Here is a 22,378-nt window from a genome sequence, read left to right as displayed (position 1 = left end):
TGCCCATGTCCCTGCCCGTCCCGTTCCGTCTTTCGCTGCTGCTCGCGCTCACGCTGCTGGGAGCCTGCAGCCCGCTTACCCGCAGCGCCTACACTCCCGTGTCCACCCAGACGCCGCTCAACTGGCAGCAACGCAGCGACCAGCCCGAAGCTGACGTGCAGCGCTGGTGGCAAGGCTTTGGCGACGCCACGTTGACCGCGCTCATCGATGAAGCCCTGCGCAAGAACAATGACCTGGCCCTGGCGGCCATCAAGCTCAGGCGCGCCCAACTGCAGGCCGGCCTGGCCGATGACGCTTTCGTGCCGGCGCTCAGCGCCAGCCTGGGAGCAAGCAGCAGCAAGCAGCTCGATGGCGACCGTATCACCACGCGCGCCAGCCAGAGCTCGGTCAAACTCAGTTATGAAGTGGACCTGTGGGGGCGTCTGGCAGCCACCTCCGACCTCAGCCGCTGGGAAGCCCTGGCCACCGAGCAGGATCGCCAGAGCGCAGCGCTCACGCTCATCGGCACCACCGCCAATCTCTACTGGACCGGGGCCTACCTGAACCAGCGCCTGGCCACGGCCGAACAGAGCATCGCCTATGCAGAGAAGACCCTGGAGCTGGTGCGCACCCAATACCAGGCGGGGGCGGTGTCATCGGTGGAAGTGCTGTCGGCGCAGCAGAATCTCTACAGCCAGCAGTCGAGCTATACCGAGCTGGTGCAACAGCGCGTGGAGAACGACAATGCCCTCTCCATCCTGTTCGACCAGCCGCCCGGCAAGGCCATCGCCCTGCCGGCACGGCTGCCGGAGCAAGCGCTGCCCGTGCTGGCCGCTGGCGTGCCGGCGCAACTGCTGGGGCGGCGGCCCGACCTGCGCGCGCTTGAATTGCGCATCCGTAGCACCCTGGCGGGCGTGGACCAGGCGCGCCTGAATTATTATCCGCAACTGAGCCTGACCGGCACGCTCGGCACCAGCAGCGACGCCCTGCTGCGCCTGGTGCAAAATCCCGTGGCCACGCTGGGCGGCGCGCTGACGCTGCCCTTCCTGCAGCACAGCGAGATGAAGTTCAAGGTCGGCATTTCCCAGGCCGACTTCGACAGCGCCGTGGTGAACTTCCGCAAGGGGCTCTACACTGCCTTCAGCGAGGTCGAGAACGCCCTGTCGGCGCGCCAGCAGTATGCCCGCCAGCAAGCGCTGCTGGTGCGCAACCTGGACGCCGCGCAGGCCGCCGAACGCTTGCTGGAAGTGCGCTACCGGGCCGGCTCGGCCACCTTGCAGCTCTGGCTGGACCAGCAGGACAAGCGGCGCACCGCTGAAATCTCGCTGGCCCAGGTGCGCCTGAACCAGCTGAAGAACCAGATGACGCTGTACCAGGCGCTAGGCGGAGACGCCAACGTGCCTGCGGCCATCGGTGCGCAGTGAGTGCGGCAAGCGAAACCCCTCATCAAACAAAAAGGCGAACCCCAGGGATTCGCCTTTTTTGCTTGCTCGCCGCGATCCTGAGGGAGCGGCCGGGATGACTTACTTCAGGTAGTTCAGCAAGCTCAGGCCGCTGGTGGTGACGAACACCTTTTGCGCAGCTGACAGATAGGTCTGGGTCAGCGTGTAGTCGCTGATGAGCTGGTTGACATCGGACGGGTTGCGGCCCAGCAGGTTGTTGATGGTCTGGGTGTAGTTTTCCTTGTTGACTTCACCCGCCGCATCCAGATTGTCCAGCTCGTTCTGGCGCGCACCGATGGAGGCCTTGGCGGTGGTCACGTTGTTGAGCATCGCGTCGATCTGGGTATTGAACGAAGCCAGATTACGGGCCAGCGCGGCCTGGCTGCCCACCACCGGGGTGCGTGCCGCGTCGGCGGCGTCAGACTGCAGCTTGAGGGCTGCCGTGGCCGTAAAGACCGCCTGGTAGGTCGGATCGGTGGGGCTCAGCGCATTCAACTGCGCCAGCGAGGTCTTGTAGGCGGCAATCGGCGTGAGGCCGGAACCGGCCGGATAGACGAAGTTGTTGGCGGCAGTCTCATCAGCCTTGTTGGCAGCCTCGGTCACGGGCACCGACAAGACGTTGATGAAGTTGTTCATGGTCTTGAAGATATCCTGACCATTGCCCTGGAAGATGGCTTGGCCGGAAGCGCTGATATCCATCACACGGGTCGAATCGACCTGCAGGCTCATGGCGCCCTGGTCGCCGTTGTAGACCACGCCGCCCGTGCCATCGAGGGTGAACGGCTGGGTGGTGCTCTTGAAACCGGCGAAAACGTAGTTGCCCTGGCCGTCCTGGGCATTGGCGTAACCCAGCACCTCGGCCAGGTTGCCCTTGATCTCGGAGGCCATGTTGATGCGCTCGGTATTCGAATACGAGGCATTGCCCGCGGTGATCACGTTGGACTTCAACTTGGTCAGCATGTTGGTCATGCTCTCCAGGTTGCCCTGCACGCTGGCCAAGGCGCTGTTGGCGTTCTGGCGATTGACCTTGTACTGCTGGTTCAGGTCCGCGGTCTGCTGCATATCCAGGGCGCGGGCGGCAGCCACCGGGTCATCCGAAGGCAGCAGCACCCGTTGCTGCGCAGTCACCTGCTGCGACAGCTTCAGGAACTGGCTCTGCATGCTGGTCAGGTCGTTGTTGCTCGACTGATAGATCATCTGGGTGCTAATACGCATGGTCTTCTTCCTCTAATCAGTTTAACGGCCCAACGACAGCAGCACGTTGATCATGTCGCTGGCCGCCTGGATGATCTTGGCGGCGGCCTGGTACTGCTGCTGGTTCTGGATCATATGGGCCAGTTCTTCGTCCTGGTTGACCCCGGACTCGGACTGCTGCTGATTCTGGATCGCGGTCAGGCGCGCCTTTTCGGCGGTGTTGGTGACGTTGATCTCGTTGGTCTTGTTGCCGATGGTAGCCACCAGCTGGGAATACGAACCCTGGAAGCTGGTGCCGTTGATGGTGTTGGCCGTCTGCAGCTTGCCCATGGCCAGGGCATTGCGGTTGTCCGAGGCGGCATTGGTATTGGCCGCGATGGTGAACTGGTCGCCATTGCCGGGCTGGCCGGAAATGGCGAACTGCACGCCGCTGATCTCGTAGCTATCGCCTGCCGTGTAGGACAGCGTGGTCGCGCCACCGGCGATGGTGGTGGTGGTGCCATCCTTGTGGGTGATGGTGCCGCCGCCTGCGGGCACTGCAGGCGAGATGTTGAATACCGGCGGCGCCGCCGTGCTGTTGTAGGTCAGCGTAGTCGGCTTGGTCAGCGGCGTCGTGGTGGTCAGGTAAGCCGGGGTAACCGAACCGGTGCTGATGGTGGCCGTCCCCTTGTTGGCGGAGACCGGTGCGAAGTTGAACTTGTCGCCGGCGGCCGGCGAACCGGTCAGGGCGTAGGTCACGCCACCACTGGTGATGGTCATGCCCGACTTGTAGTCGAACGGCGTTGCGCCTGTCACGCTGGCGGTGGTGCCATCGGCGTAGCTCACCGTCACACCAGGGACCGGCGTGGCGCCCGTCCAGGCCGCTGACAACTGCATCTTGGGCGGCGTCGAGGCGTCCAGGGCGGCGGTGAAGGACACCGATGAGCCCTGTTGATATTGACTCGAGTCCAGCGAGGTGTTGGAGATGATGGCGTTGCCGGTATTGCTCGCCGGCATGCTGGCGTTGACGTTGTTGGTCGCGTTGATCGAGGTAGCGATCGGGGCGGCCGTGGCCAGCAATTGGGTATTGTTCAGCGCCAGCGAGAAGCCCGCCGCGCCATTGGCGGTCGGCTGGATCTTGTAGGTATTGCCGCTGGCCATGGTGGGCGCAAACGGCCCCGGCGCGGCAGCGCCATTGGAATAGGTCACCCCGTCCAGCGTGACCGGGAAGGCGCCGGGCGCCTTGATGGTCTTGGTGTTGTCGGACAGACGGGTAAAGGTGTAGTTGGTGCCGTCGTAGCTCAGCGTGTAGTCGCTGGTGGTCAGTGCCGACGGATCCGAGATGGTGGTGGTCAGGTTGGTCGTGCCGGTGTTGCCCGGGTAACCGATCAGGTTGGGCGAACTGACATTGAACAGCGCCGTACCCTGGTTGCCGTTCTGGTCCAGGCCCAGCTTCTGCTGCTGGTTGAACGCCGTGCCCATGGCGATGGCGATACGGCCCAGGGCATTCTGGGTCGGGTCCAGGGTTTCGGAACGATACTTGAGCAGACCACCCAGGCTGCCGCCATCATAGAAGAAGCTGTCGGGGATGGTCGAGGTGCCGCCACCAGGAATAGCCTGGCCGATCTGCAGACGCGAGACATCGGTGGGCGAATTGGTCACCACCATCTGCGTGACATTCTCGCCCGCCACCAGCGACTGGCCGGTGCCGATGAACACGCTCACCGAGCCGGTATCCTGCGGCACGGTGGTGATCTTGACCAGCTTGTTGAGCTGGGAGATGACCTGGTCGCGCTGGTCCAGCAGATCATTGGGCGGCTGGCCGCCACCGGTGCCGACGGCCTTGACGATGGCCTGGTTGAGCTGGGAGATCTGCTGCGCGAAGGAATTGATCGACGTGACGGTCGAGGTGATCTGGCTGTTGACGCTGGCGCTGCTCGAGGAGAGCTGGTCATTGATGCTGGAGATGCGCGCCACCAGCGTGGAGGCCTGCGACAGCACCGACTGGCGCGACGCCTGGGTGTTGGGATTGGAGGCCAGGTTCTGCACCGCACTGAAGAAATCCTGCAGCGCCGGCGACAGGCCGGCCTTGGTGTCGGCCACCATGTTGTTGATCTGCGAGATCTCGGAATAGTACGAATCCAGCGAGCTGGCCGAGGTCTGCGAGGCCAGCGCCTGCTTGTTCAGGAAGTCGTTGTAGACGCGCTTGATCTCGGTGACCTGGGTACCCTGGCCGACGAAGCCGTAGCCATAGTTGATGCCGCCTGCCGAGCTTTGCACGACTTCCTGGCGATTGTAGCCGGGCGTCTTGCCGTTGGAGATGTTGTGGCTGGTGGTGGCCTGCGCCGCCATGGCCGCCTGCAACGCGCTTTGCCCGATACTGAAGATATTAGTTGCCATGCTAGGTTGTCGTCCCTGAAAGCTTTTAGCGGAATAACCAAGTCAACGGCAGCATTGGCCAAAACTTTAGACGACACTGGCCGAAATTGTTTCCGTCCGGTACCGATGAGCTGGCCCAGGCCGCCGCAGCCTCACAGCACCAGCGCGTCCTGGCTCAGGCCGACAGCGACTGGCGGATGATGCGCGAGAGCTTCTCGGCGTAGTGCGGGTCGGTGGCGTAGCCGGCGCGCTGCAGGCCATAGGCGAAGCCATGGGCATCCTGGGCGCTGGCCAGCACCTTCTCGTAGCGCGGATTGCTACGCAGCAAGTTGGCGTAATCCTTGAAGGCGTCCGCATAGGAATCATAGGCGCGGAATTTCTCCACGCGCTTCTGCGGCTTGCCGTTGATGTATTCGATGGTGGTGGCCTCGACCACCTTGCCGGTCCAGTTGCCAGTGGCCTTGATGCCGAACAGGTTGTGCGCCGAGCGACCGTCGCGGCTGACGATCTCCTTCTTGCCCCAACCGGTTTCCAGTGCCGCCTGGGCCAGCATGAACTTGGCCGGGATGCCGGTCATCTTGCTGGCGATCTCGGCATCGGCCTGCAGACGGTTCTGGAAGGCTTCCACGTGGGCCGGCTTGTTGGTGCTGCGGCGCTGCTTGCCGTTGCGGCCATCCTGGTCGGTGCTCTCGGCGGCCTGCTGGCTGGCGAAGCTCTGGATGAACTTGGCCCGGTCGGCCTCGCTCATGTCCTTGACCAGCGGGATGCCCATGGGCAAGCCTTCATCGCCGCCCGGCACCTGGCCATCCAGGTCCTGCACGTCCGGCAGCTTCTTGGGCAGCGAGGCCGAGAGCTGGCGCGTCAAGACATCAGCCAGGCCGACGCCGCGCTGGGCCAGGGTCTGGCTGAGCTGCTGGTCCAGCATGGACGTAAACATCTTGGTCTGCTCGTTGTCGAAGGGACCATTCTGCGGCGTGGCGTCACGCATGCTCTTCATCATCATGTTCAGGAACAAGGCCTCGAACTGCTTGGCCGCGCCCTTGATGGATTCCGGCGAGTTCTGCTTGGCCGCCTCGCGCAGGCCGTTCAGCCCATTCGCATCGACGGCCAGACTTTCTGTCGGATTGGATGGGTTGATCTTGTTGAGCATGGAATACCTTGGATGAGAACGTTGTTGTTGGATCGCAGCCGCCCCGGCCACCCTTGCCACCTGGGCCGGTCTGCCGGGTCCGTCCTGTTACATCAGATCACTTCGAGTTCAGCCCGCAGCGAACCGGCCGCCTTCATGGCCTGCAGGATCGCCAGCAGGTCCTGGGGCGTAGCGCCGATGGCGTTGAGCGCCTTGACCACCTCGGCCAACGAAGCACCGCCCTTCAACAGCATCACCTTGCCCGGCTCCTTGTTGATCGAGATCTGGGCATTCTGCACGCCCGCCGTCTGGCCACCGGCCAGGGCATTGGGCTGGCTCACGGCATTGTCGGCCTGGATCACCACCGAGAGGTTGCCGTGCGAGACTGCGCAGGTATCGAGCATGACGCTCTGGTTCATCACCACCGAACCAGTGCGCGCATTGAGGATGACCTTGGCGGCCAGCTTGCCCGGCGTCACATCGACGTTTTCCAGCGCGCCCAGGAAGGCCACGCGGTCACCACTGGAGATCGGCGCGCGCACGCGGATGACACGGCCATCCTGCGCCACGGCGGTCTCGTTGCCGAAGCGCTTGTTAAGCGCATCCACCACCCGGCTGGCGGTGGAAAAGTCGTTGTCATTCAATTCCAGCACGATCATGTCGCTGGTGCCCAGCGAACTGGGAACGGCGCGTTCCACCGTTGCCCCGCCCGAGATGCGGCCGGCCGACAGCTGGTTGATGATGGTGCTGCTACCCGCCGCCGACCCACCCGCGCCACCGACCACGATGTTGCCCTGGGCGATCGCATAGATCTGGCCGTCCGCACCCTTCAGGGGCGCCATCAGCAAGGTGCCGCCACGGATGCTCTTGGCATTGCCGATGGAGGACACGGTCACGTCGATCAACTGGCCGGGCTGGGCGAAGGCCGGCAGGTTGGCCGTCACCATTGCCGCCGCCACGTTCTTGAGCTGCATGTTGCTGCTGGTGCCGGTTGGCACATTCACGCCCAGCTGCTGCAGCATGCTGATGACGCTTTGCACGGTAAAGGGTGTCTGGGTGGTCTGGTCACCACTACCATCCAGGCCCACCACCAGGCCATAGCCCACCAACTGGTTCTGCCGCACGCCCTGGATGCTGGCCAGGTCCTTGAGCCGTTCAGCCTGCGCTGGCATGGCGGCGGCCAGGGCCAGCGCGGCGACGCCTGCCGTACACAGCAACTTGCGGCCTATCCTGGTCCATTGCATCGGAAACAATCCTTTCCGGGTCATCACACTACTCCACATCAGAAAGGAGAAATACTGAAGAAGAAACGTCCCAGCGAGGACATGAAGTCAGCCATGTCCACGCGGGTATTGGTACGATATTCGACCTTGGCATCGGCCACCAGGGTGGACGAGACGGTATTACCGGTCTGGATGTTGTCAGGACTGACGGTGCCGGAGAAGCGCACGTACTCCACGCCCTTGTCTAGTGCCACCTGTTTCTCGCCGGCCACCACCAGGTTGCCATTGGGCAGCACTTCCACCACGGTCACGCCGATGGTACCGGTGAAGGTATTGCTGGAGGTGGTCGCCCCCTTGTCATCGAACTTGGCCGAGGAACTGCCGTTGGCCGTCAATTCCTTGATGGAGGTGCCAAAAAAGGTCGGCACCGGCGAATTCACCGCACCCGTCTTGCTGGCCGAACTGGCGGCGGACTTGCCAGCGCTGGTCTTCTCATTGATCACGATGGTCAGGGTGTCGCCAACCAGGCGTGCGCGGCGGTCTTCCAGCAGCGGACGATAGACCGCGCCCTGGAAGATCGCGCCAGAGGTCGGCGGCGCATAGGAGGCAGGCTGCGGGCGCGCCGACTTCGGTCCCGCCACGATGCTGTCGGGCACGGTGGTGCAACCAGCCACAGCCAATATCCCCGCGAGGGTCACCCATTTCAGCATGCTCTTCATCTCTGCCTCGTCCTTGCTTGTACTGCCAACTACCTTGTTCAATGAATCCAACTACCCTGCCCGGCTTACAGCTGCGACAGCTTGGCCAGCATCTGATCCGAGGTGGTGATGGCCTTGCTGTTGATTTCGTAGGCGCGCTGGGTCTGGATCATGTTGACCAGTTCTTCCACCACGTTCACGTTGGAGGTTTCCACGTAGCCCTGCCACAGCGCACCGGCGCCGTTGGTGCCGGGGTTGTTGGGGTTGGGCGCACCGGAGGCGGCGGTCTCCATGTAGAGGTTTTCGCCGCGGCTTTCCAGACCGGCCGGGTTGATGAAGGTGGCCACCTGGATGGTGCCGATCTGCGTGGTGGCCGTCGAGCCAGCCTGCATGATGGAGACCACGCCGTCACGGCCCACGGTCAGCTTGGTGGTGTTCAAGGGCACGGTGATCGGCGGCTGCAGGGTGTAGCCGCTGGAGGTCACCAGTTGGCCCTGGCTGTCGGTCTGGAAGGCGCCATCGCGGGTATAGGCGGTGGTGCCGTCAGGCAGCAGGATCTGGAAGAAGCCATTGCCCTGGATCGCCAGATCCTTGTCATTGTTGGTCTGGTTGACGTTGCCCTGGGTGAAGATGCGCTCGGTGGCCACCGGACGCACGCCGGTACCGATCTGCAGGCCCGAGGGCAATTGCGTCTGCTGCGAAGACTGGGCGCCGGGCTGGCGCACAGTCTGATAGAGCAGGTCTTCGAAGACCGCGCGTGAACGCTTGAAGCCGTTGGTGCTGACGTTGGCCAGGTTGTTGGAGATCACGTCCAGTTGCGTTTGTTGCGCATCCAGGCCGGTCTTGGAAATCCACAGGGAACGAATCATTTATTTCTCCGTATTGAGCGCGTACGCTACAGGTGCATCAGGACAGCGACAGGATCGAGGTCGCCTTGGTCGCATCGCTTTCGGCGGTCTGGATCATCTTCATGTTCATTTCGAACTGGCGCGAGAGATTGATCATGTTGACCATCGCCTCCACCACATTGACGTTGCTGCCTTCGAGTGCACCGCTGGCCAGGCGCACATTGGCGTCTGGCTGTGCTGCGCCGGTGATGGTGCGAAACAGGCCGTCATCACCGCGCTTCATGTTCTTTTCATCCGGGTTGACCAGTTTGATGCGACCCAAGACGTTAACCGCATTGGGAATGCCGTTGGTCGGGATGGCCGACACCGTACCGTCGGCGGCAATGGCCACGGTGGCGTCGGGCGGGATCGTGATCGGACCTGCATCGCCCAGCACGGTCTGGCCGGACTGGGTCTGGAGGATGCCGTTCTCGTTGATCTTGAAACTGCCGTTGCGGGTATAGGCTTCGCCGCCATCGGCGGTCTGCACGGCGATCCAGCCACGGCCCTGGACGGCCACATCCAGAGCGCGACCAGTATCCTGGATCGGCCCTTGCGAAAAATCGTTGCCTGCGGTCGAATCCACCACGAAGGTGCGGGTGGGCAAGCCATCGCCCACCACCGGCGCGGCGCGGAAGGTGTTCAACTGGGCGCGAAAGCCCGTCGTCGTAGCATTGGCCAGGTTGTTGCTGGCGGTCGCTTGCTGCTCAAGCGTATGCTTGGCGCCCGACATGGCGGTGTAGACCAGACGATCCATAAAACCCCTTTGGCGTGACGCCAGCCTGCGGCGCCACCGGTTGAAACCGGCCGCCGGCAAGGCCGGCGACCGTGGTACTTGATGCGCGCCCGCGGACGCGCCCTGCCCGCCTTATCAGCGCAGGCTGACCAGCGTCTGCAGCACGGTATCCTGCACCTTGATGGTCTGCGAGTTGGCCTGGTAGACACGCTGGGCCACGATCATGTTGACCAGCTCGGCGGTCAGGTCGACGTTGGAGTCTTCCTTCGCACGCGCCTGCAGGGTGCCGAAGGTGCCGGTGGTGGGCTTGCCCACCAGGGGGCTGCCTGCCGCACTGCTGGCCTGATACAGGTTGTTGCCCAGCGGTTGCAGGCCGTTGGGGTTGGCGAAGTTCACCAGCACCACGGTGCCCAGGTTCTTGGTCTGCTGGTTGCTGTAGGAACCGATGATGCTGCCATCCTTGTCCACCGAGAAGCTCGACAGGGAGCCCGGCGGCATGCCGTTCTGCACTTGGGCCAGGTTGACGAAGGCCGAACCGGTCTGGGTCGAGCCAGCATAGGAAATATTGATCGGCGCTGCGAACACGCCACCAGCCTTGGCCACGGTCGCCAGTTGGGCCGCGGGGATGGTCAGGGTGTTGTTGGTGGCGGTGATGGCTGCACCGTTGATCAGGGTCATCGTGCCGGTGGAGTCGAAAGTCATCGTTCCCAGGGCTACGGGCACCGCAGGCGTGGCGCCGTTGTTCAGCGTGGTGTTGTCGATCTTGGCGTAGACGGTCCAGGTGGTGGTCGGAGGCGTACCCGTCGGTGCAGCCTTCACATAATAGGTCTGCATGCTGTAGGGATTGCCCAGGCTGTCATACAGATCCACGCCGGTGGAGCTGTTGTAGCTGGTCGGATCGGCGGCGTTGAACGGGGTGGTGGTCGGCACCGACAGGCGCGAGTCCAGGTTGACCTTGGTCGAGATGGTGGTCGTCGGCGTGGCCGGGATGGACGAGGTGTCGATCTGCAGCGGCACCGGATCACCGCCCTGTGCACCGGCGGCCCAACCCATCAGGTAAGCGCCGTTCATGCTGGGGTTGACGATGTAGCCGCTCTTGTCGAGCTGGAACTGGCCATTGCGACCATACATGGGCGACTTGTTGGTCAACGAGGCCGAGAGCTGGAAGAAACCGTCGCCATTGATGGCGATGTCCAGCGGGTTGTTGGACGAACTGATATTGCCTTGCGTGAACTGCTGGGCCACGTTGGCCACGGTTACACCGATGCCCACCGGCGAGTTGCCGGAGCGATTCATCGAGTTGGCGTACATGTCGGCAAATTGCGCCTGCGACTGCTTGAAGCCGACCGTGCTGGCGTTGGCGACGTTATTACCGATGACGTCCAGGCTCTTGGCAGCGCCGTTCAGTCCACTCAGACCTTGTTGAAAACCCATGAGATATCCCCTTGCCCCGAAATTAGTCGGTAGTAACGATTAAAGAATTTGCACAACGTCAGTCGGCTTGATGGTGCCGATGTTGGAGACGTTGAGCTTGATGCCGTCCGCAGCGGTCGAAACGCTGGCCACGGTGCCGAACGCCAGCGCGGTGGCGTTCACGGCGGTGCCATTGTTGGAGGCGGTGACGGTGAAGGTATAGTTGCCATCGGCAGCCTTGCTGCCGGCATCGTTGGTGCCGTCCCAGATCACCGGCACCACGCCGGAAGCCTGCGTACCCAGGTCCATGGTGCGCACGACCGCGCCGGTGGAATCCTTGACCGTGACCACGACCGAGGAAGCGTTGGTGGCCAGGTTCACGCCCATCACGGCGTGCTGCTTGGTGACGTCGTTGCCGCTGGCGTCCTTGGTGGTCTCGGAGGTCAGCTGGACGCTATTGCCCGGCGCCAGCACGCTGTGGCCGATCATGTTGGCCGAGGACAGCGCCTGGGACGAATTGAGGTTGCCCATCAGCGTGGCCAGGGTGCTATTGAGCTGGCTGATGCCCGAGACGGTGGAGAGCTGCGCCATCTGCGAGGTCAGCTGCGAGTTGTCCATGGGATTGTTCGGATCCTGGTTCTTCATCTGCGCCATCAGCAGCGTCAGGAAACGGTTCTGGATCGCATCCGGGCTGTTGTCGGTCAGGCCCGAAGAATTGGAAGTGGACGAGCTGCTGCTCGTGCCATTCATCGCGGTGAGCAGGTCATTGGAGACGGTAGCCATTGATCAGGTCCTATTGTCCGATAGTAAGAGTCTTGACCAGCATGGCCTTGGCCGTGTTCATGGTTTCCACGTTGGTCTGGTAAGAGCGCGAGGCCGAGATCATGTTGACCATTTCCTCGACCGGGTTGACGTTGGGCATGGCCACGTAGCCATTGCCGTCAGCCATGGGATGCTTGGGGTCGTAGACCAGCTTGGGAGGAGCCTGGTCTTCCACCACGGCGGCCACCTTGACGCCGCTGTCCTTGACGCCGCCCACCGGGATGGCCTGGAACACCACCTGCTTGGCCTTGTAGGGCGTACCGTCAGGGCTGGTGGCGCTGTCGGCGTTGGCGATGTTGCTGGCGGTGGCGTTGAGACGCTGCGACTGCGCGCTCATGGCCGACCCAGCGACGTTGAAGATATTGGAAAGAGACATGGTTTATCAGCCCGGTTGGATGGCGTTGAGCATGGCCTTGATCTGGCCGTTCACAGCAGTGACGCCGGCTTCGTAGCGAAGGCCGTTGTCGACGAATTCATTGCGTTCCACATCCAGATCGACGGTGTTGCCGTCCACGCTGCCCTGGGCCACGCCACGGTACTGCAGCGGCGAGCCGCCGATGCTGCCGGGTCCGGTCTCGGGCGCCGTTCCCGCCACATGGGACGCAGCAGTACGCGCCAGCTCCAGCGGCGGCATGGCGGTGGCCTTGTTGTCGAGGGCGTTCTTGAGCGCATCGGCGAAATTGACGTCGCGCGCCTTGTAGTTGGGGGTATCCGCATTGGCAATGTTGGACGCCAGCACCTGCTGGCGCTGGGCGCGCAGGTTCATCGCCATCTCATTGAAGCGGAAGAAATCGTCTAGCTTAGAGACCATCAGGCCCTCCAGATAACCCGGCGCCGCCCGCGCTGTTCGCGCACTACGCCGATGATGGAATTACGTAGGCTTGATCATACGTTTCCACCCGCGACTCTAAGGGGCGATAAAGAGAGAAAAGCCTCCCCTGTTTGCCCTTTTGAGCTCGCGCGCGCGAAGTAACATTGCTGCCAAGATTCGCCAATGTCCCCTTGGGACAAGTTGCTCAAGATGAAACACCTTCTCCGCGCATTGCGTCACGCCTGCGCCGCCTTGGCCTTGCTGGCTGGCGGAATGCTGGCCTTGTCTCCCGCCTCGGCGCAAAACGATCCCAATGCCCCGCAACGCCAGGACTTGCAGATCGTGCAACAAACGGCCGAGCAATTCCTCAAGGCCCAGACCGCCGGACTGCCGGGCAGCATCACCATTCAGACCGACCCGATCGATCAGCGCATGGTGTTGCCGGCCTGCCTGGATCCCCAGGCCTTCATGCCAAATGGCGCGCGCCTGTGGGGCCGCACCTCGGTGGGCGTGAAATGCATCGCTCCCTCTCCGTGGACCCTCTACGTGCGCGCCAACGTCCAGGTGATCTCGGACTACCTGATCGCCGCCGTGCCGCTGGCCCAGGGTCAGACCATCAGCGCCGGCGACATCAGCCGGGTGCGGGGCGACATGTCGGCCCTGCCGGCTGGCGTGATCACCGAAGAATCGCAGGTCATTGGCCGTGTGGCCGGCATGTCGTTGCGCGCTGGCACGCCCTTGCGCATGGACGCCATCCGCAACCAGCGGGTGGTCCAGCAGGGCCAGTCGGTGCGCGTGGTCTCCAATGGCCCCGGCTTCCAGATTTCCACCGAGGCGCGCGCACTGTCCAATGCCAACGAGGGCCAGATGACGCAGGCGCGCACCGCTGCGGGCCAGGTGGTCAGCGGTATTGCCAAGGCTGGCGGGATTCTGGAAATCAACTATTGAAAATCAGCTATAAAATTAATACAGGGCAATTCCTCCTCGGGTCTCGTCACATGAGAGAATGTGAAGAAATATCCTTCACACCCCTCAATTAGATGCGCTGGCTGTTAAAGTTTGCGCGGAAATGGTCGATAATCAATGCGACAGGCGGGTGCAAAGCGCCCCCACCCTACAAGGAATACTGCCGTGAACGTTAACGACGCCCTCAAATCCGCCGCGCTCAACACTGAGCAGACCCAGGCCCAGCCTCGCAACAACGCCCAGGCGGGCGCGACTGCCGGCAACAGCGCCGCCAGCTCTGCCGCCTCCGACAGCGTGCGCCTGTCGGCGACCTACCAGTCGCTGGAAACCAAGGTCAGCAGCAGCAGCGGCAGCTTCGATGCCAAGAAAGTCGCCGAAATCAAGGCCGCCATCGCCAATGGCACCTTCCAGATCGACGCCGACAAAGTGGCCAACGGCCTCATCGACACCGTCAAGACCCTGATCAACGCCCGTCGCGCCTGATCCCCAGTACAGGATTGATCTGCATGAACCCGGCTAGCCAACTGCAACAGGAACAAGCGGCCTTGTCGCGCCTGGTCGAAAAACTGCGCCAGGAACAGGCTCTGCTGGCCGACGCCACGCCAGAAGGACTGACCGAGGTCATCTCCGAAAAAGCCACCATCGTCGCCGACATGGCCACCCTGGCCGGCAACCGCCATACCCTGCTAGGCCAGCTGGGCTACAGCGAAGACGAAGCCGGCATGCAGAAGTGGATGAATGAGCGCGGCAGCGAGGCCGACCGCGAGCACTGGGCGGCCCTGTTCGAACTGGCGCAGGACGCCAAGGAACTGAACCGCGTCAACGGCCTGCTGATCGGCAAGAAGATCTCGCTCAACCAGAGCGCCCTGACCATACTGCAAGGCAAGACCGGCGCCGGCAATTTCTATGGCCCCGATGGCCAGAACAGCATCAGCGCATCGGGCCGCAGGCTGGGTGTGGTGTAACGCCGCCACCCCTTTCCGCTTCAGCAGAAAACCAAAAGCCCGGCATTGCCGGGCTTTTTGCATGATGGGCGGGATCCGTATCAGGCCACGCCGCTCCAGGAATGCTCGCGCAGATAGGAGCGCATGCGTGAAATGGCCTGGCTGTGCAGCTGGCAGACGCGCGACTCGGACACCCCCATCACGGCGCCGATTTCCTTGAGATTCATCTCCTGCTCGTAATACAGCGCCATCAGGATCTGCTCGCGCTCGGGCAGAGCCTTGATCGAATCCACCACCGCTTCGCGGAAGCCGCCATTGATCAGGTTCTGCAGAGGATCGTCCGAGTCCGAGGTCTGGTGACGGTCCAGGAAGTGCTCGTGGCCGCCGTCGTCGTCATGGAAATCTTCGTAGTAGATCAACTGATGGCCGCCGCATTCGCTCAGCAGGGACTGATAGTCCTCCAGACTGATCTGCATGTGCTGCGCCAGCTCGGCTTCCTTCGGCTGCCGCCCCAACTGCTGCAGCAACGTCTGCATGGCTTCTTCGACCTTGCGGGCGTTCTGGCGGATGCTGCGCGGCAGCCAGTCGCTGCTGCGCAGCTCATCGAGCATGGCACCGCGAATACGTTGCACGGCATAGGTCTCGAACTGGGCGCCATGGGTTTCCTCGTAGCGGTTGACGGCATCGAGCAGGCCCATCATGCCGGCCTGGATGAGGTCGTCCACCTCCACGCTGGGAGGCAACTTTGCCTTGAGCTGATGCGCCAGCTTCTTCACCAGCGGCGCATGCTGCTCCAGCAAATCGTTCTTGCCTTTTTTTCCCTTGACGTTATACATGCACGTCACACTCCCAGACTCGCACCGTCGGTCGCCATCCCGTAAGTGCTGCGCGCCGATTCGGCTGCGGTGAATTTCTTGGACAGGCGCTGGAAAGCCAGCGCCGCCGTCGCGAACGGAAACACATCCATCACCGCGCGCCCCTGCCCGGTGGCGCGACGGATATGGTCGTCGGCCGGGATGGCGCCCAGGTAATCGAGCTGCGCCGCCAGGTAGCGGCTGGCCGCCTGCGCCATGTTGGCGTAGACGGTGCGCGCCTCGGCTTCGGTCGCATCATTGACGATGAGACTGAACGGACGACGACCAATGCGGTCGCTCAGGCTCTTGAGCAGCACATAGGCAGCCTTGATCGAGGACGCCGTGGTCGAGACCTGGATCACGATCTCCCCCATCTCCATGGTCGGCACCGGCAGCGACTGGTCCGCCGACAGCACGCCATTGACCAGGGTGATCTCGGCCTGCTCGATGAGGCTGTCGAAGATCTCCGCCAGTTGCCCGGCCTGCGGATCGCTGGCAGAAGGAACGCTGCGCCGCGCAATGCGCGCCATCGAAAAACCTTCCGGCAACATGCGGGTCGCTTCGCGCGGTGCACGCTCCATGCGCGCCACCTCCTGCAGCGTGGCCACGTCGTGGCGCAAACCGATGCGGGTGAGCAGCCCGGTGGTGGCCACATCGCCATCGATGACCAGCACGCTATGCTTGGCCTGCGCCAGCGAAGCTGCGAGATTGATGAGCATGGCGCTCTTGTCTTCCTCCCCTAGCACGGAGAAGAAGGTAAACAGCCTGGGGACCGGACGCTCCAGCATCCGGCGCAATCCAGCGGCCTGGTCGCCATCGTAACTAGCCAAAGCTCACCTCGCGCAGACCTTTGTCATTCATGGACATGGCGGTGGGACCGATCACGCCGGGTAACTCACCCTCCTGGAATTCGAAAGGCGCAGTCTCGCGCTTCTGCTTGAAGGCGCGGTCGGCCAGGTAGAGCTTGTTGGCCACATGCAGGTCTTCAGGCACGCGCTGGCCGTTGGCCACGTAGTGCAGGTTGAGCTTGTGACGGATCACCACGTCCAGCACATTGCCGATGGTGGCCGCTTCGTCGAGCTTGGTGATGATGCAGCCGGCCAGGCCGGAGCTGGAATAGGCATGCACCACCTCGTTCAAGGTGCCGCCAGTGGCGGTGGCGTTCAGGCACAGCAGGCGCTTGATGTCCACGCCGGCGCCGGTGAGCATGGCGTCCTGCTCGGCCACCATCTGGTCGCGCTGGCCCACACCGGCGGTGTCGATCAATACGGTGTGCTTGCCCTTCAACTCTTCCAGCGCAATGCGCAGGTCGGTCTCGTCCTTGACCGAGTGCACCATCACGCCCAGGATCTTGCCGTAGATGCGCAACTGTTCGTAGCCGCCGATACGGTAGCCGTCGGTGGTGATCAGGGCCAGCTTGCCGGAGCCGTGGCGCATCACGCAGCGCGCCGCCAGCTTGGCGGTGGTGGTGGTCTTGCCCACGCCGGTGGGGCCGACCATGGCGAAGACGCCGCCGTTTTCCAGCAATTCGTTTTCGTTGGCCAGGGTGTTGAGGTTGCGGGCCAGCACCGACTTGACCCAGAACATGATGTCTTGGGACTTGGAATTGGCCGGCAGGTTTTCCGTGATCAGACGCGACAGGCTGGCCGAGAAGCCGGCCGCCAGCATTTCCTTCAGGACGATGCCCTTGAGCGGTTCACGCTTCTGCGTGCCGCCCCAGGAAATCTCGGCCAGTTGGGTTTCCAGCACGCCGCGCATGGAGCGGATCTCGCTCATGACCTCGGAGAGAATCTCGTCGTAGTCCTTGCCATCGAATTCAGGCAGGGCCGAACGCGGACGGTCCTGCTCCTGCTCGTGCCCCTGCTGGGCGGCGGCCGAAGTGGCAGGACGACGCTGAGCGCTGTCGCGGGTGCGGTTGCGCCAGACGCGGGCATCGGCCGCCGGCGCGGCCTCGGCGCGACCCTGGCCGCGTTCGCTGCCGGGCTGGTCCAGCAAGGGAGCGCTGTCCCGCGCCGGGCGGGCTTGCGCCGGCGGCGAAGACAACAGGGCCGGACGGCGTGGCTGCTGCGCCGGCGGCAAGCCCGACTGCTGCTGCAGCGAGGCGGGCTGGGGACGACCTGACGGGGCGCGCGCACCGGTGGGCGCGACCAGGGTCGTCATATCCTCATTGGCCATGGCCAGGATTTCCACCCCGTCAGGAATATTGCGGTTGGAGAGAATGACGGCATCCGGCCCAAGCGCCTCGCGGACCTGGCGCCAGGCCTCGCGAGAAGAATTGGCGATAAATTTCTTGACGTTCATGCTTGCCCTCCAACTAGGCTGGTAACTTTAATCGTTTTCGACTCGGGTACTTCAGCGTGCGACAGCACGCGCAATTGTGGCATGGCCCGGCGCAGGAAGCGCGCCAGCAGCGTACGCAAGGGCGCGCCCACCAACAGCACCGGCGAATACCCCATCTGTTCCTGGCGCTGCGCCGCTATCTCGGTATGCTGCACCAGCGAATCGGCCAGGCCCGGCTCGATGCCGCCGGACTCGCCGCTGGCCTGCAGGGCCTGCATGAGCAGACGCTCCAGCTTGGAATCGAGCGCCATGACCGGCAACTCGGTTTCGCCCGGGAACATCTGCTGCACGATCGCCCGGCCCAGCGCGATACGCACGATCGCGGTGAGGTCGGTCGGATCCTGGATGCGCGCGGCGTGCTCGGCCAGGGTCTCGATGATGGTGCGCATATCGCGGATATGCACGCCTTCGGCAAGCAGGTTCTGCAACACCTTCTGCAGGCTGCCCAGCGGCAGCATCTTGGGCACCAGGTCCTCGACCAGCTTGGGCGCATCCTTGGCGAGGTGGTCCAGCAGGCTCTGCACCTCCTGGCGTCCCAGCAGCTCTGCAGCATGGGTGGTGATCAGGTGGTTCAGGTGCGTGGCCACCACGGTGCCGGCATCGACCACGGTGTAACCCATGGTAGAGGCTTGCTCGCGCAGACCATTGTCGATCCACACCGCCGGCAGCCCGAAGGCCGGGTCGGTGGTCATCATGCCCGGCAAGGGACCGGTCACCATGCCGGGATTGATGGCCAGATACTGACCAGCATGGGCCTCGCCGTTGCCGACTTCCACTCCCTTGAGGGTAATGCGATAGGCCGAGGGTTTCAATTCCAGATTGTCGCGGATATGGATCGGCGGCGACAGGAAGCCCACTTCCTGGGCGAATTTCTTGCGGATGCCCTTGATGCGCTTGAGCAACTCGCCGCCCTGCCCCTTGTCCACCAGCGGGATGAGACGATAACCCACTTCCAGGCCGAGGGTATCGACCGGCATGACGTCGTTCCAGGTGGCCTCTTCGCTTTCCTGCGGGGCCGCCGCCGCGCCGCCGCCGGCGGCCGCCTGCGCCTGGCTGGCAGCGGCCTCGGTCTTGGCCTTTTCGACGCGCTTGCTGATGGCGTAGGCGCCACCGCCCATGGCTGCGGCCAGCAGGATGAAGGCGATGTGCGGCATGCCGGGGATGAGACCCATGCCGCCGATGATGACGGCGGTAATGTAGAGCACTTCCGGCTTGGCGAAGAGCTGATTGATCAGCTGGCCGCCCACGTCCTGGTCGTTGGCCACGCGCGAGACCACCACACCGGCGGCGGTGGAAATGATCAGCGAGGGGATCTGCGCCACCAGGCCGTCACCGATGGCCAGCAAGGTGTAGTTCTTCAGGGCGGCGTCGAAGGCCAGGTCGTGCTGCACCATGCCCACCACCAGGCCGCCGACGATGTTGACGACGGTAACGATGATGCCGGCCACGGCGTCGCCGCGCACATACTTGGAAGCACCGTCCATGGCGCCGTAGAACTCGGATTCCTGCGCCACTTCCTTGCGGCGGGCGCGGGCTTCGGGCTCACCGATCAAGCCGGCGTTGAGGTCGGCGTCGATGGCCATCTGCTTGCCGGGCATGGCGTCCAGGGTGAAGCGCGCGCCCACTTCAGCGATACGGCCAGCACCCTTGGTCACAACCATGAAGTTGATGATGGTCAGGATCACGAACACCACGATACCGACCGTGTAGTTGCCACCGATGAGGAAGTGACCGAAGGCCTCGATCACCTTGCCGGCGGCGTCCGGGCCGGTATGGCCTTCGGTCAGCACGACACGGGTGGAGGCCACGTTGAGCGACAGGCGCAGCATGGTCGAGACCAGCAGCACCGCCGGGAAGGCGATGAAGTCCAGCGGCTTGACGGTATAGAGCGCGGTCATCAGCACGATCACCGACAGCGAGATGTTGAAGCTGAACAGCAGGTCCAGCATGAAGGCCGGCAGCGGCAGCACCATCATCGCCAGCATCATGACGATGAGGATGGGGGCCGCCATGGCCTTGGCGTTCTTGACCGGCACCCAGGCCGGGATTTTCATGGTATTGAGTTTGGTTGCCATCGTTACTGCCTGGTTCTACGCTGTGAGCCGCGCGGTTTCTTGGGCGCGGTGAGCGGGTCGAGTTCCTTGGGTACTTCCAGCCCGGTCGGTTCGACCGGACGCGTGCCGCCAAACTGGCCGTAGGTGCGCAGCTGGAACACATAGGCCAGCACCTCGGCCACGGCGGTGTAGAGGGCCTCGGGAATCTCGTCACCGATCTCGGTATGGGTATGCAGGGCACGCGCCAGCGGTGGTGCTTCCAGCAGCGGCACGCGATGTTCGCGGGCCAGCTCGCGGATCTTGGCAGCGATCTCGTCACTGCCCTTGGCCACCACCTTGGGCGCGCCCATCTTGCCTTCGCTGTATTTCAGGGCGACCGCATAGTGGGTCGGGTTGGTCACCACCACATCGGCCGTCGGCACCTCGGCCATCATGCGGCGGCGGGCCATGGCGCGCTGCATCGCGCGGATCTTGCCCTTGATGTGGGGGTCACCTTCGGATTCCTTGTGTTCCTGCTTGACCTCTTCGCGCGTCATGCGCAGCTTGCGGCCGTAATTCCAGAGCTGGTAAGGCACATCCAGCACGGCAATGAAGATCAGCGCGCTGACCATGGTGATGAAGCTGATCCAGAGCAATTGCGCGGCGTGGGCGCCCGCCGTCTTGAGCGACTCCACCCCCAGCCCCATGACCGCATCGAGCTGGCTGCGTATGGTCACCCAGGCCACCGTTCCCACCAGCAGGGTCTTGAGGACGGCCTTGCCCAATTCGACCAGGGAATTGATCGAAAACATGTTGGCAAACCCGCTGATCGGATTGAGCTTGCTGAACTTGGGCGCCAGCGAGCTGACATTGAACAGCCAGCCGCCCAGCGTCAGCGGCGCGGCCATGGCCGCCAGGGTCATCAGGAAGGCCAGCGGAATGACCGCGATGGCCACATCCAGACAGCGCGCGCTCATCAGGTTCATCAGCACCACCGGGTCATAGATGGCCGCCCGTTCCAGGCTCATCATGGCCACCATGACGCGGTCCAGGCTGGTCACCACCGGGCCGCTGAACATCCAGACGCAACTGCCGCCGACCAGCAGCACCAGGCAGGTGGCCAGTTCGCGCGAACGCGGCACATCACCCTGCTCACGGGCACGCTCTATGCGTTTGCCCGTGGCGGGTTCTGTCCGCTCCATGTCGCTGTCTTCGGCCATGCGCCGCACCCCCTGCTAAACTGCTGCCCGCCCGGCGTCGCGTGCGCTGGACGGATTTATCGAACAATAGGGTAGGATTATTGGCGAGCAGCCAGCGCGGGCATCAGGGGAATAAGGGCGGAAAGGTCCCCCATTTCGGACTAGGCAAAAACGCAAGGCTCTGCCTGTGGCAGTACGCCACGTCTCGGAACGGGATAATGAGGGAGGAATGTGTTGCCAGCACAACAAAGGATGGGGAATTGCCTTGACAACAACACCCCATCCGGCAGAGAGCTCAGAAACCCAGGCTCTCCAGCAGGTCATCGACCTGCCCCTGGTTGGCGATCACGTCCTTGCCGGCCGGATCGATCTGCGGGCCGTTGAGCAGGCCCGTATCCTCGCGCTTGGCTTCCGATGGCGCATAGTCCACCAGCAACTGCACCAGTTGCGACTCCAGATCATGCGCCAGCTTGGTCACACGCTTGATGACCTGACCGGTCAGGTCCTGGAAGTCCTGGGCCATCATGATGTCCAGCAGTTGCTGCTTGGTCACGCTGCTGTCCTCGCTGGCCTGGGCCAGGAAGCTGGTGGTGCGGGCAGCCAGGGCGCGGCAGGCCTCTTCGGAGAAGCTGCCGGCGGTGGCCGCATCCCACTGCGCCTTGAGGTCGGCAGCGCCTTCGCTGATGCGATCCTGCAAGGGGCTGGCCAGCTCGGTGGCGTTGAGCACGCGCTGGGCGGCCTGCTCGGTCATGCGCGCCACATACTCGAGGCGGTCGCGCGCATCCGGCATGTCGCTGGCGGCTTTTTCGAGCAGGCGGTCGAAACCCAGGCCGCGCAGGCTGTCGTGCAGGTTGCGGGTCATGTGCCCGATGCGCACCAGCACCTCTTCGCCGACCCCGGCGCCGTCGGCCGAAGGGTTGCGGACGGGATTGACGCCGTTGTCCACGTCAGCCACCTGCTGCCATCTTCTCGAAGATCTTGCCCAGCTTTTCATCCAGCGTGGCGGCGGTGAAAGGCTTGACCACGTAGCCGTTGGCGCCGGCCTGGGCGGCGGCGACGATGTTTTCCTTCTTGGCTTCGGCCGTCACCATCAGCACCGGCAGCTTGGACAGCGCCGGGTCCTTGCGGATTTCCTGCAGCATGGTCAGGCCGTCCATGTTGGGCATGTTCCAGTCGGAGACCACGAAGTCGAACTGGTCGCTGCGCAGCTTCTGCAGGGCCTGCACGCCGTCTTCAGCCTCATCGACGTTGGTGTAGCCCAATTCCTTGAGCAGGTTGCGCACGATGCGGCGCATGGTCGAGAAATCATCGACGACTAAGAACTTGGTATTGGGACCCGACATGCTAAGA

Annotated in this window: 22 protein-coding genes; 4 read left to right on the top strand and 18 right to left on the bottom strand. The window is 63.3% G+C overall.

The annotated features are described in order from the left end of the window. The first annotated feature begins 5 nt into the window (after positions 1-5). A complete protein-coding gene (locus tag BGK68_RS17345) occupies positions 6-1,403 on the top strand; it encodes an efflux transporter outer membrane subunit (protein WP_407645702.1) in 1,398 nt (465 codons plus the stop codon). 99 nt (positions 1,404-1,502) lie between these two features. Here BGK68_RS17345 and flgL read toward each other — a convergent pair whose 3' ends face one another. From flgL to flgB, 11 genes are all read right to left on the bottom strand, one after another. After that, positions 1,503-2,636, bottom strand: coding sequence for a flagellar hook-associated protein FlgL (flgL, locus tag BGK68_RS17340; protein ID WP_075258109.1), 1,134 nt, complete (start codon positions 2,634-2,636; stop codon positions 1,503-1,505). A gap of 21 nt (positions 2,637-2,657) precedes the next feature. Continuing rightward, on the bottom strand, positions 2,658-4,994 hold the full coding sequence (gene flgK, locus BGK68_RS17335; protein WP_075258108.1) for a flagellar hook-associated protein FlgK: 2,337 nt from the start codon (positions 4,992-4,994) through the stop codon (positions 2,658-2,660). Positions 4,995-5,148: 154 nt separating this feature from the next. Further along, entirely contained in the window at positions 5,149-6,123 is a 975-nt protein-coding gene (gene flgJ, locus BGK68_RS17330) for a flagellar assembly peptidoglycan hydrolase FlgJ (protein WP_075258107.1), read from the bottom strand. 92 nt (positions 6,124-6,215) lie between these two features. Continuing rightward, on the bottom strand, positions 6,216-7,346 hold the full coding sequence (locus BGK68_RS17325; protein ID WP_075258106.1) for a flagellar basal body P-ring protein FlgI: 1,131 nt from the start codon (positions 7,344-7,346) through the stop codon (positions 6,216-6,218). A gap of 38 nt (positions 7,347-7,384) precedes the next feature. Beyond that, positions 7,385-8,044 (bottom strand): flagellar basal body L-ring protein FlgH, encoded by a 660-nt coding sequence (locus BGK68_RS17320; RefSeq protein WP_013234025.1) that lies wholly within the window; start codon positions 8,042-8,044, stop codon positions 7,385-7,387. Positions 8,045-8,109: 65 nt separating this feature from the next. Next, positions 8,110-8,892 carry a flagellar basal-body rod protein FlgG gene (gene flgG, locus BGK68_RS17315; protein WP_013234024.1) on the bottom strand — a complete coding sequence of 261 codons (783 nt, stop codon included), beginning with the start codon at positions 8,890-8,892 and terminating at the stop codon, positions 8,110-8,112. A 37-nt stretch (positions 8,893-8,929) separates the two neighbouring features. Next, positions 8,930-9,667, bottom strand: coding sequence for a flagellar basal-body rod protein FlgF (gene flgF / locus BGK68_RS17310; protein WP_075258105.1), 738 nt, complete (start codon positions 9,665-9,667; stop codon positions 8,930-8,932). A 114-nt stretch (positions 9,668-9,781) separates the two neighbouring features. Further along, entirely contained in the window at positions 9,782-11,080 is a 1,299-nt protein-coding gene (gene flgE / locus BGK68_RS17305) for a flagellar hook protein FlgE (protein ID WP_075258104.1), read from the bottom strand. A gap of 39 nt (positions 11,081-11,119) precedes the next feature. Beyond that, entirely contained in the window at positions 11,120-11,842 is a 723-nt protein-coding gene (locus tag BGK68_RS17300; RefSeq protein ID WP_075258103.1) for a flagellar hook assembly protein FlgD, read from the bottom strand. 10 nt (positions 11,843-11,852) lie between these two features. After that, positions 11,853-12,257, bottom strand: a complete 405-nt coding sequence (gene flgC / locus BGK68_RS17295; protein WP_075258102.1) for a flagellar basal body rod protein FlgC — start codon at positions 12,255-12,257, stop codon at positions 11,853-11,855. Positions 12,258-12,263: 6 nt separating this feature from the next. Next, entirely contained in the window at positions 12,264-12,692 is a 429-nt protein-coding gene (gene flgB, locus BGK68_RS17290) for a flagellar basal body rod protein FlgB (protein ID WP_075258101.1), read from the bottom strand. A 210-nt stretch (positions 12,693-12,902) separates the two neighbouring features. Between flgB and flgA the strand changes: the two genes are divergently transcribed. The 3 genes from flgA (at position 12,903) to BGK68_RS17275 (ending at position 14,623) form a co-directional block, all read left to right on the top strand. Continuing rightward, positions 12,903-13,640, top strand: a complete 738-nt coding sequence (gene flgA, locus BGK68_RS17285; RefSeq protein ID WP_075259874.1) for a flagellar basal body P-ring formation chaperone FlgA — start codon at positions 12,903-12,905, stop codon at positions 13,638-13,640. A 183-nt stretch (positions 13,641-13,823) separates the two neighbouring features. After that, entirely contained in the window at positions 13,824-14,141 is a 318-nt protein-coding gene (gene flgM / locus BGK68_RS17280; protein ID WP_075258100.1) for a flagellar biosynthesis anti-sigma factor FlgM, read from the top strand. Between the two features lie 23 nt (positions 14,142-14,164). Next, on the top strand, positions 14,165-14,623 hold the full coding sequence (locus tag BGK68_RS17275) for a flagella synthesis protein FlgN (protein ID WP_075258099.1): 459 nt from the start codon (positions 14,165-14,167) through the stop codon (positions 14,621-14,623). A gap of 80 nt (positions 14,624-14,703) precedes the next feature. Here BGK68_RS17275 and BGK68_RS17270 read toward each other — a convergent pair whose 3' ends face one another. From BGK68_RS17270 to cheY, 7 genes are all read right to left on the bottom strand, one after another. Continuing rightward, positions 14,704-15,438, bottom strand: a complete 735-nt coding sequence (locus tag BGK68_RS17270) for an RNA polymerase sigma factor FliA (protein WP_013234015.1) — start codon at positions 15,436-15,438, stop codon at positions 14,704-14,706. A 5-nt stretch (positions 15,439-15,443) separates the two neighbouring features. Next, the gene (locus BGK68_RS17265; protein WP_075258098.1) at positions 15,444-16,244 is read right to left on the bottom strand and encodes a MinD/ParA family ATP-binding protein; all 801 of its coding nucleotides are present in this window, start codon (positions 16,242-16,244) and stop codon (positions 15,444-15,446) included. A gap of 34 nt (positions 16,245-16,278) precedes the next feature. Then, the gene (gene flhF, locus BGK68_RS17260; RefSeq protein ID WP_075258097.1) at positions 16,279-17,757 is read right to left on the bottom strand and encodes a flagellar biosynthesis protein FlhF; all 1,479 of its coding nucleotides are present in this window, start codon (positions 17,755-17,757) and stop codon (positions 16,279-16,281) included. Continuing rightward, positions 17,754-19,871, bottom strand: coding sequence for a flagellar biosynthesis protein FlhA (gene flhA, locus BGK68_RS17255; protein ID WP_075258096.1), 2,118 nt, complete (start codon positions 19,869-19,871; stop codon positions 17,754-17,756). The genes flhF and flhA overlap by 4 nt, the downstream gene beginning before the upstream one ends. 2 nt (positions 19,872-19,873) lie before the next feature. Next, positions 19,874-21,049 carry a flagellar biosynthesis protein FlhB gene (gene flhB, locus BGK68_RS17250; protein WP_075258095.1) on the bottom strand — a complete coding sequence of 392 codons (1,176 nt, stop codon included), beginning with the start codon at positions 21,047-21,049 and terminating at the stop codon, positions 19,874-19,876. A gap of 274 nt (positions 21,050-21,323) precedes the next feature. Next, positions 21,324-21,983, bottom strand: coding sequence for a protein phosphatase CheZ (gene cheZ / locus BGK68_RS17245; protein ID WP_075258094.1), 660 nt, complete (start codon positions 21,981-21,983; stop codon positions 21,324-21,326). Further along, positions 21,976-22,371, bottom strand: coding sequence for a chemotaxis response regulator CheY (gene cheY, locus BGK68_RS17240; RefSeq protein ID WP_006712751.1), 396 nt, complete (start codon positions 22,369-22,371; stop codon positions 21,976-21,978). Before cheY ends, cheZ begins: the two co-directional genes overlap by 8 nt. Positions 22,372-22,378 lie beyond the last annotated feature (7 nt).

This window comes from Herbaspirillum camelliae, assembly GCF_001929405.1.
Lineage (GTDB): Bacteria > Pseudomonadota > Gammaproteobacteria > Burkholderiales > Burkholderiaceae_D > Herbaspirillum > Herbaspirillum seropedicae.
Note: the sequence above shows the minus strand (reverse complement) of the source record. Positions and strands in the feature narration are given on the sequence as shown.

What these genes read in the sequence shown, in the direction of transcription:
- flgL (WP_075258109.1), bottom strand. Translation starts at nt 2,636, where the DNA reads ATGCGTATTAGCACCCAGATGATCTATCAGTCGAGCAACAACGACCTG.
- BGK68_RS17270 (WP_013234015.1), bottom strand. Translation starts at nt 15,438, where the DNA reads ATGTATAACGTCAAGGGAAAAAAAGGCAAGAACGATTTGCTGGAGCAG.
- BGK68_RS17265 (WP_075258098.1), bottom strand. Translation starts at nt 16,244, where the DNA reads ATGCTGGAGCGTCCGGTCCCCAGGCTGTTTACCTTCTTCTCCGTGCTA.
- flhB (WP_075258095.1), bottom strand. Translation starts at nt 21,049, where the DNA reads ATGGCCGAAGACAGCGACATGGAGCGGACAGAACCCGCCACGGGCAAA.
- BGK68_RS17325 (WP_075258106.1), bottom strand. Translation starts at nt 7,346, where the DNA reads ATGCAATGGACCAGGATAGGCCGCAAGTTGCTGTGTACGGCAGGCGTC.
- cheY (WP_006712751.1), bottom strand. Translation starts at nt 22,371, where the DNA reads ATGTCGGGTCCCAATACCAAGTTCTTAGTCGTCGATGATTTCTCGACC.
- flhA (WP_075258096.1), bottom strand. Translation starts at nt 19,871, where the DNA reads ATGGCAACCAAACTCAATACCATGAAAATCCCGGCCTGGGTGCCGGTC.
- BGK68_RS17275 (WP_075258099.1), top strand. Translation starts at nt 14,165, where the DNA reads ATGAACCCGGCTAGCCAACTGCAACAGGAACAAGCGGCCTTGTCGCGC.
- BGK68_RS17320 (WP_013234025.1), bottom strand. Translation starts at nt 8,044, where the DNA reads ATGAAGAGCATGCTGAAATGGGTGACCCTCGCGGGGATATTGGCTGTG.
- flgK (WP_075258108.1), bottom strand. Translation starts at nt 4,994, where the DNA reads ATGGCAACTAATATCTTCAGTATCGGGCAAAGCGCGTTGCAGGCGGCC.
- flgE (WP_075258104.1), bottom strand. Translation starts at nt 11,080, where the DNA reads ATGGGTTTTCAACAAGGTCTGAGTGGACTGAACGGCGCTGCCAAGAGC.
- flhF (WP_075258097.1), bottom strand. Translation starts at nt 17,757, where the DNA reads ATGAACGTCAAGAAATTTATCGCCAATTCTTCTCGCGAGGCCTGGCGC.
- flgC (WP_075258102.1), bottom strand. Translation starts at nt 12,257, where the DNA reads ATGTCTCTTTCCAATATCTTCAACGTCGCTGGGTCGGCCATGAGCGCG.
- flgJ (WP_075258107.1), bottom strand. Translation starts at nt 6,123, where the DNA reads ATGCTCAACAAGATCAACCCATCCAATCCGACAGAAAGTCTGGCCGTC.
- flgA (WP_075259874.1), top strand. Translation starts at nt 12,903, where the DNA reads ATGAAACACCTTCTCCGCGCATTGCGTCACGCCTGCGCCGCCTTGGCC.
- flgG (WP_013234024.1), bottom strand. Translation starts at nt 8,892, where the DNA reads ATGATTCGTTCCCTGTGGATTTCCAAGACCGGCCTGGATGCGCAACAA.
- flgF (WP_075258105.1), bottom strand. Translation starts at nt 9,667, where the DNA reads ATGGATCGTCTGGTCTACACCGCCATGTCGGGCGCCAAGCATACGCTT.
- flgB (WP_075258101.1), bottom strand. Translation starts at nt 12,692, where the DNA reads ATGGTCTCTAAGCTAGACGATTTCTTCCGCTTCAATGAGATGGCGATG.
- BGK68_RS17300 (WP_075258103.1), bottom strand. Translation starts at nt 11,842, where the DNA reads ATGGCTACCGTCTCCAATGACCTGCTCACCGCGATGAATGGCACGAGC.
- BGK68_RS17345 (WP_407645702.1), top strand. Translation starts at nt 6, where the DNA reads ATGTCCCTGCCCGTCCCGTTCCGTCTTTCGCTGCTGCTCGCGCTCACG.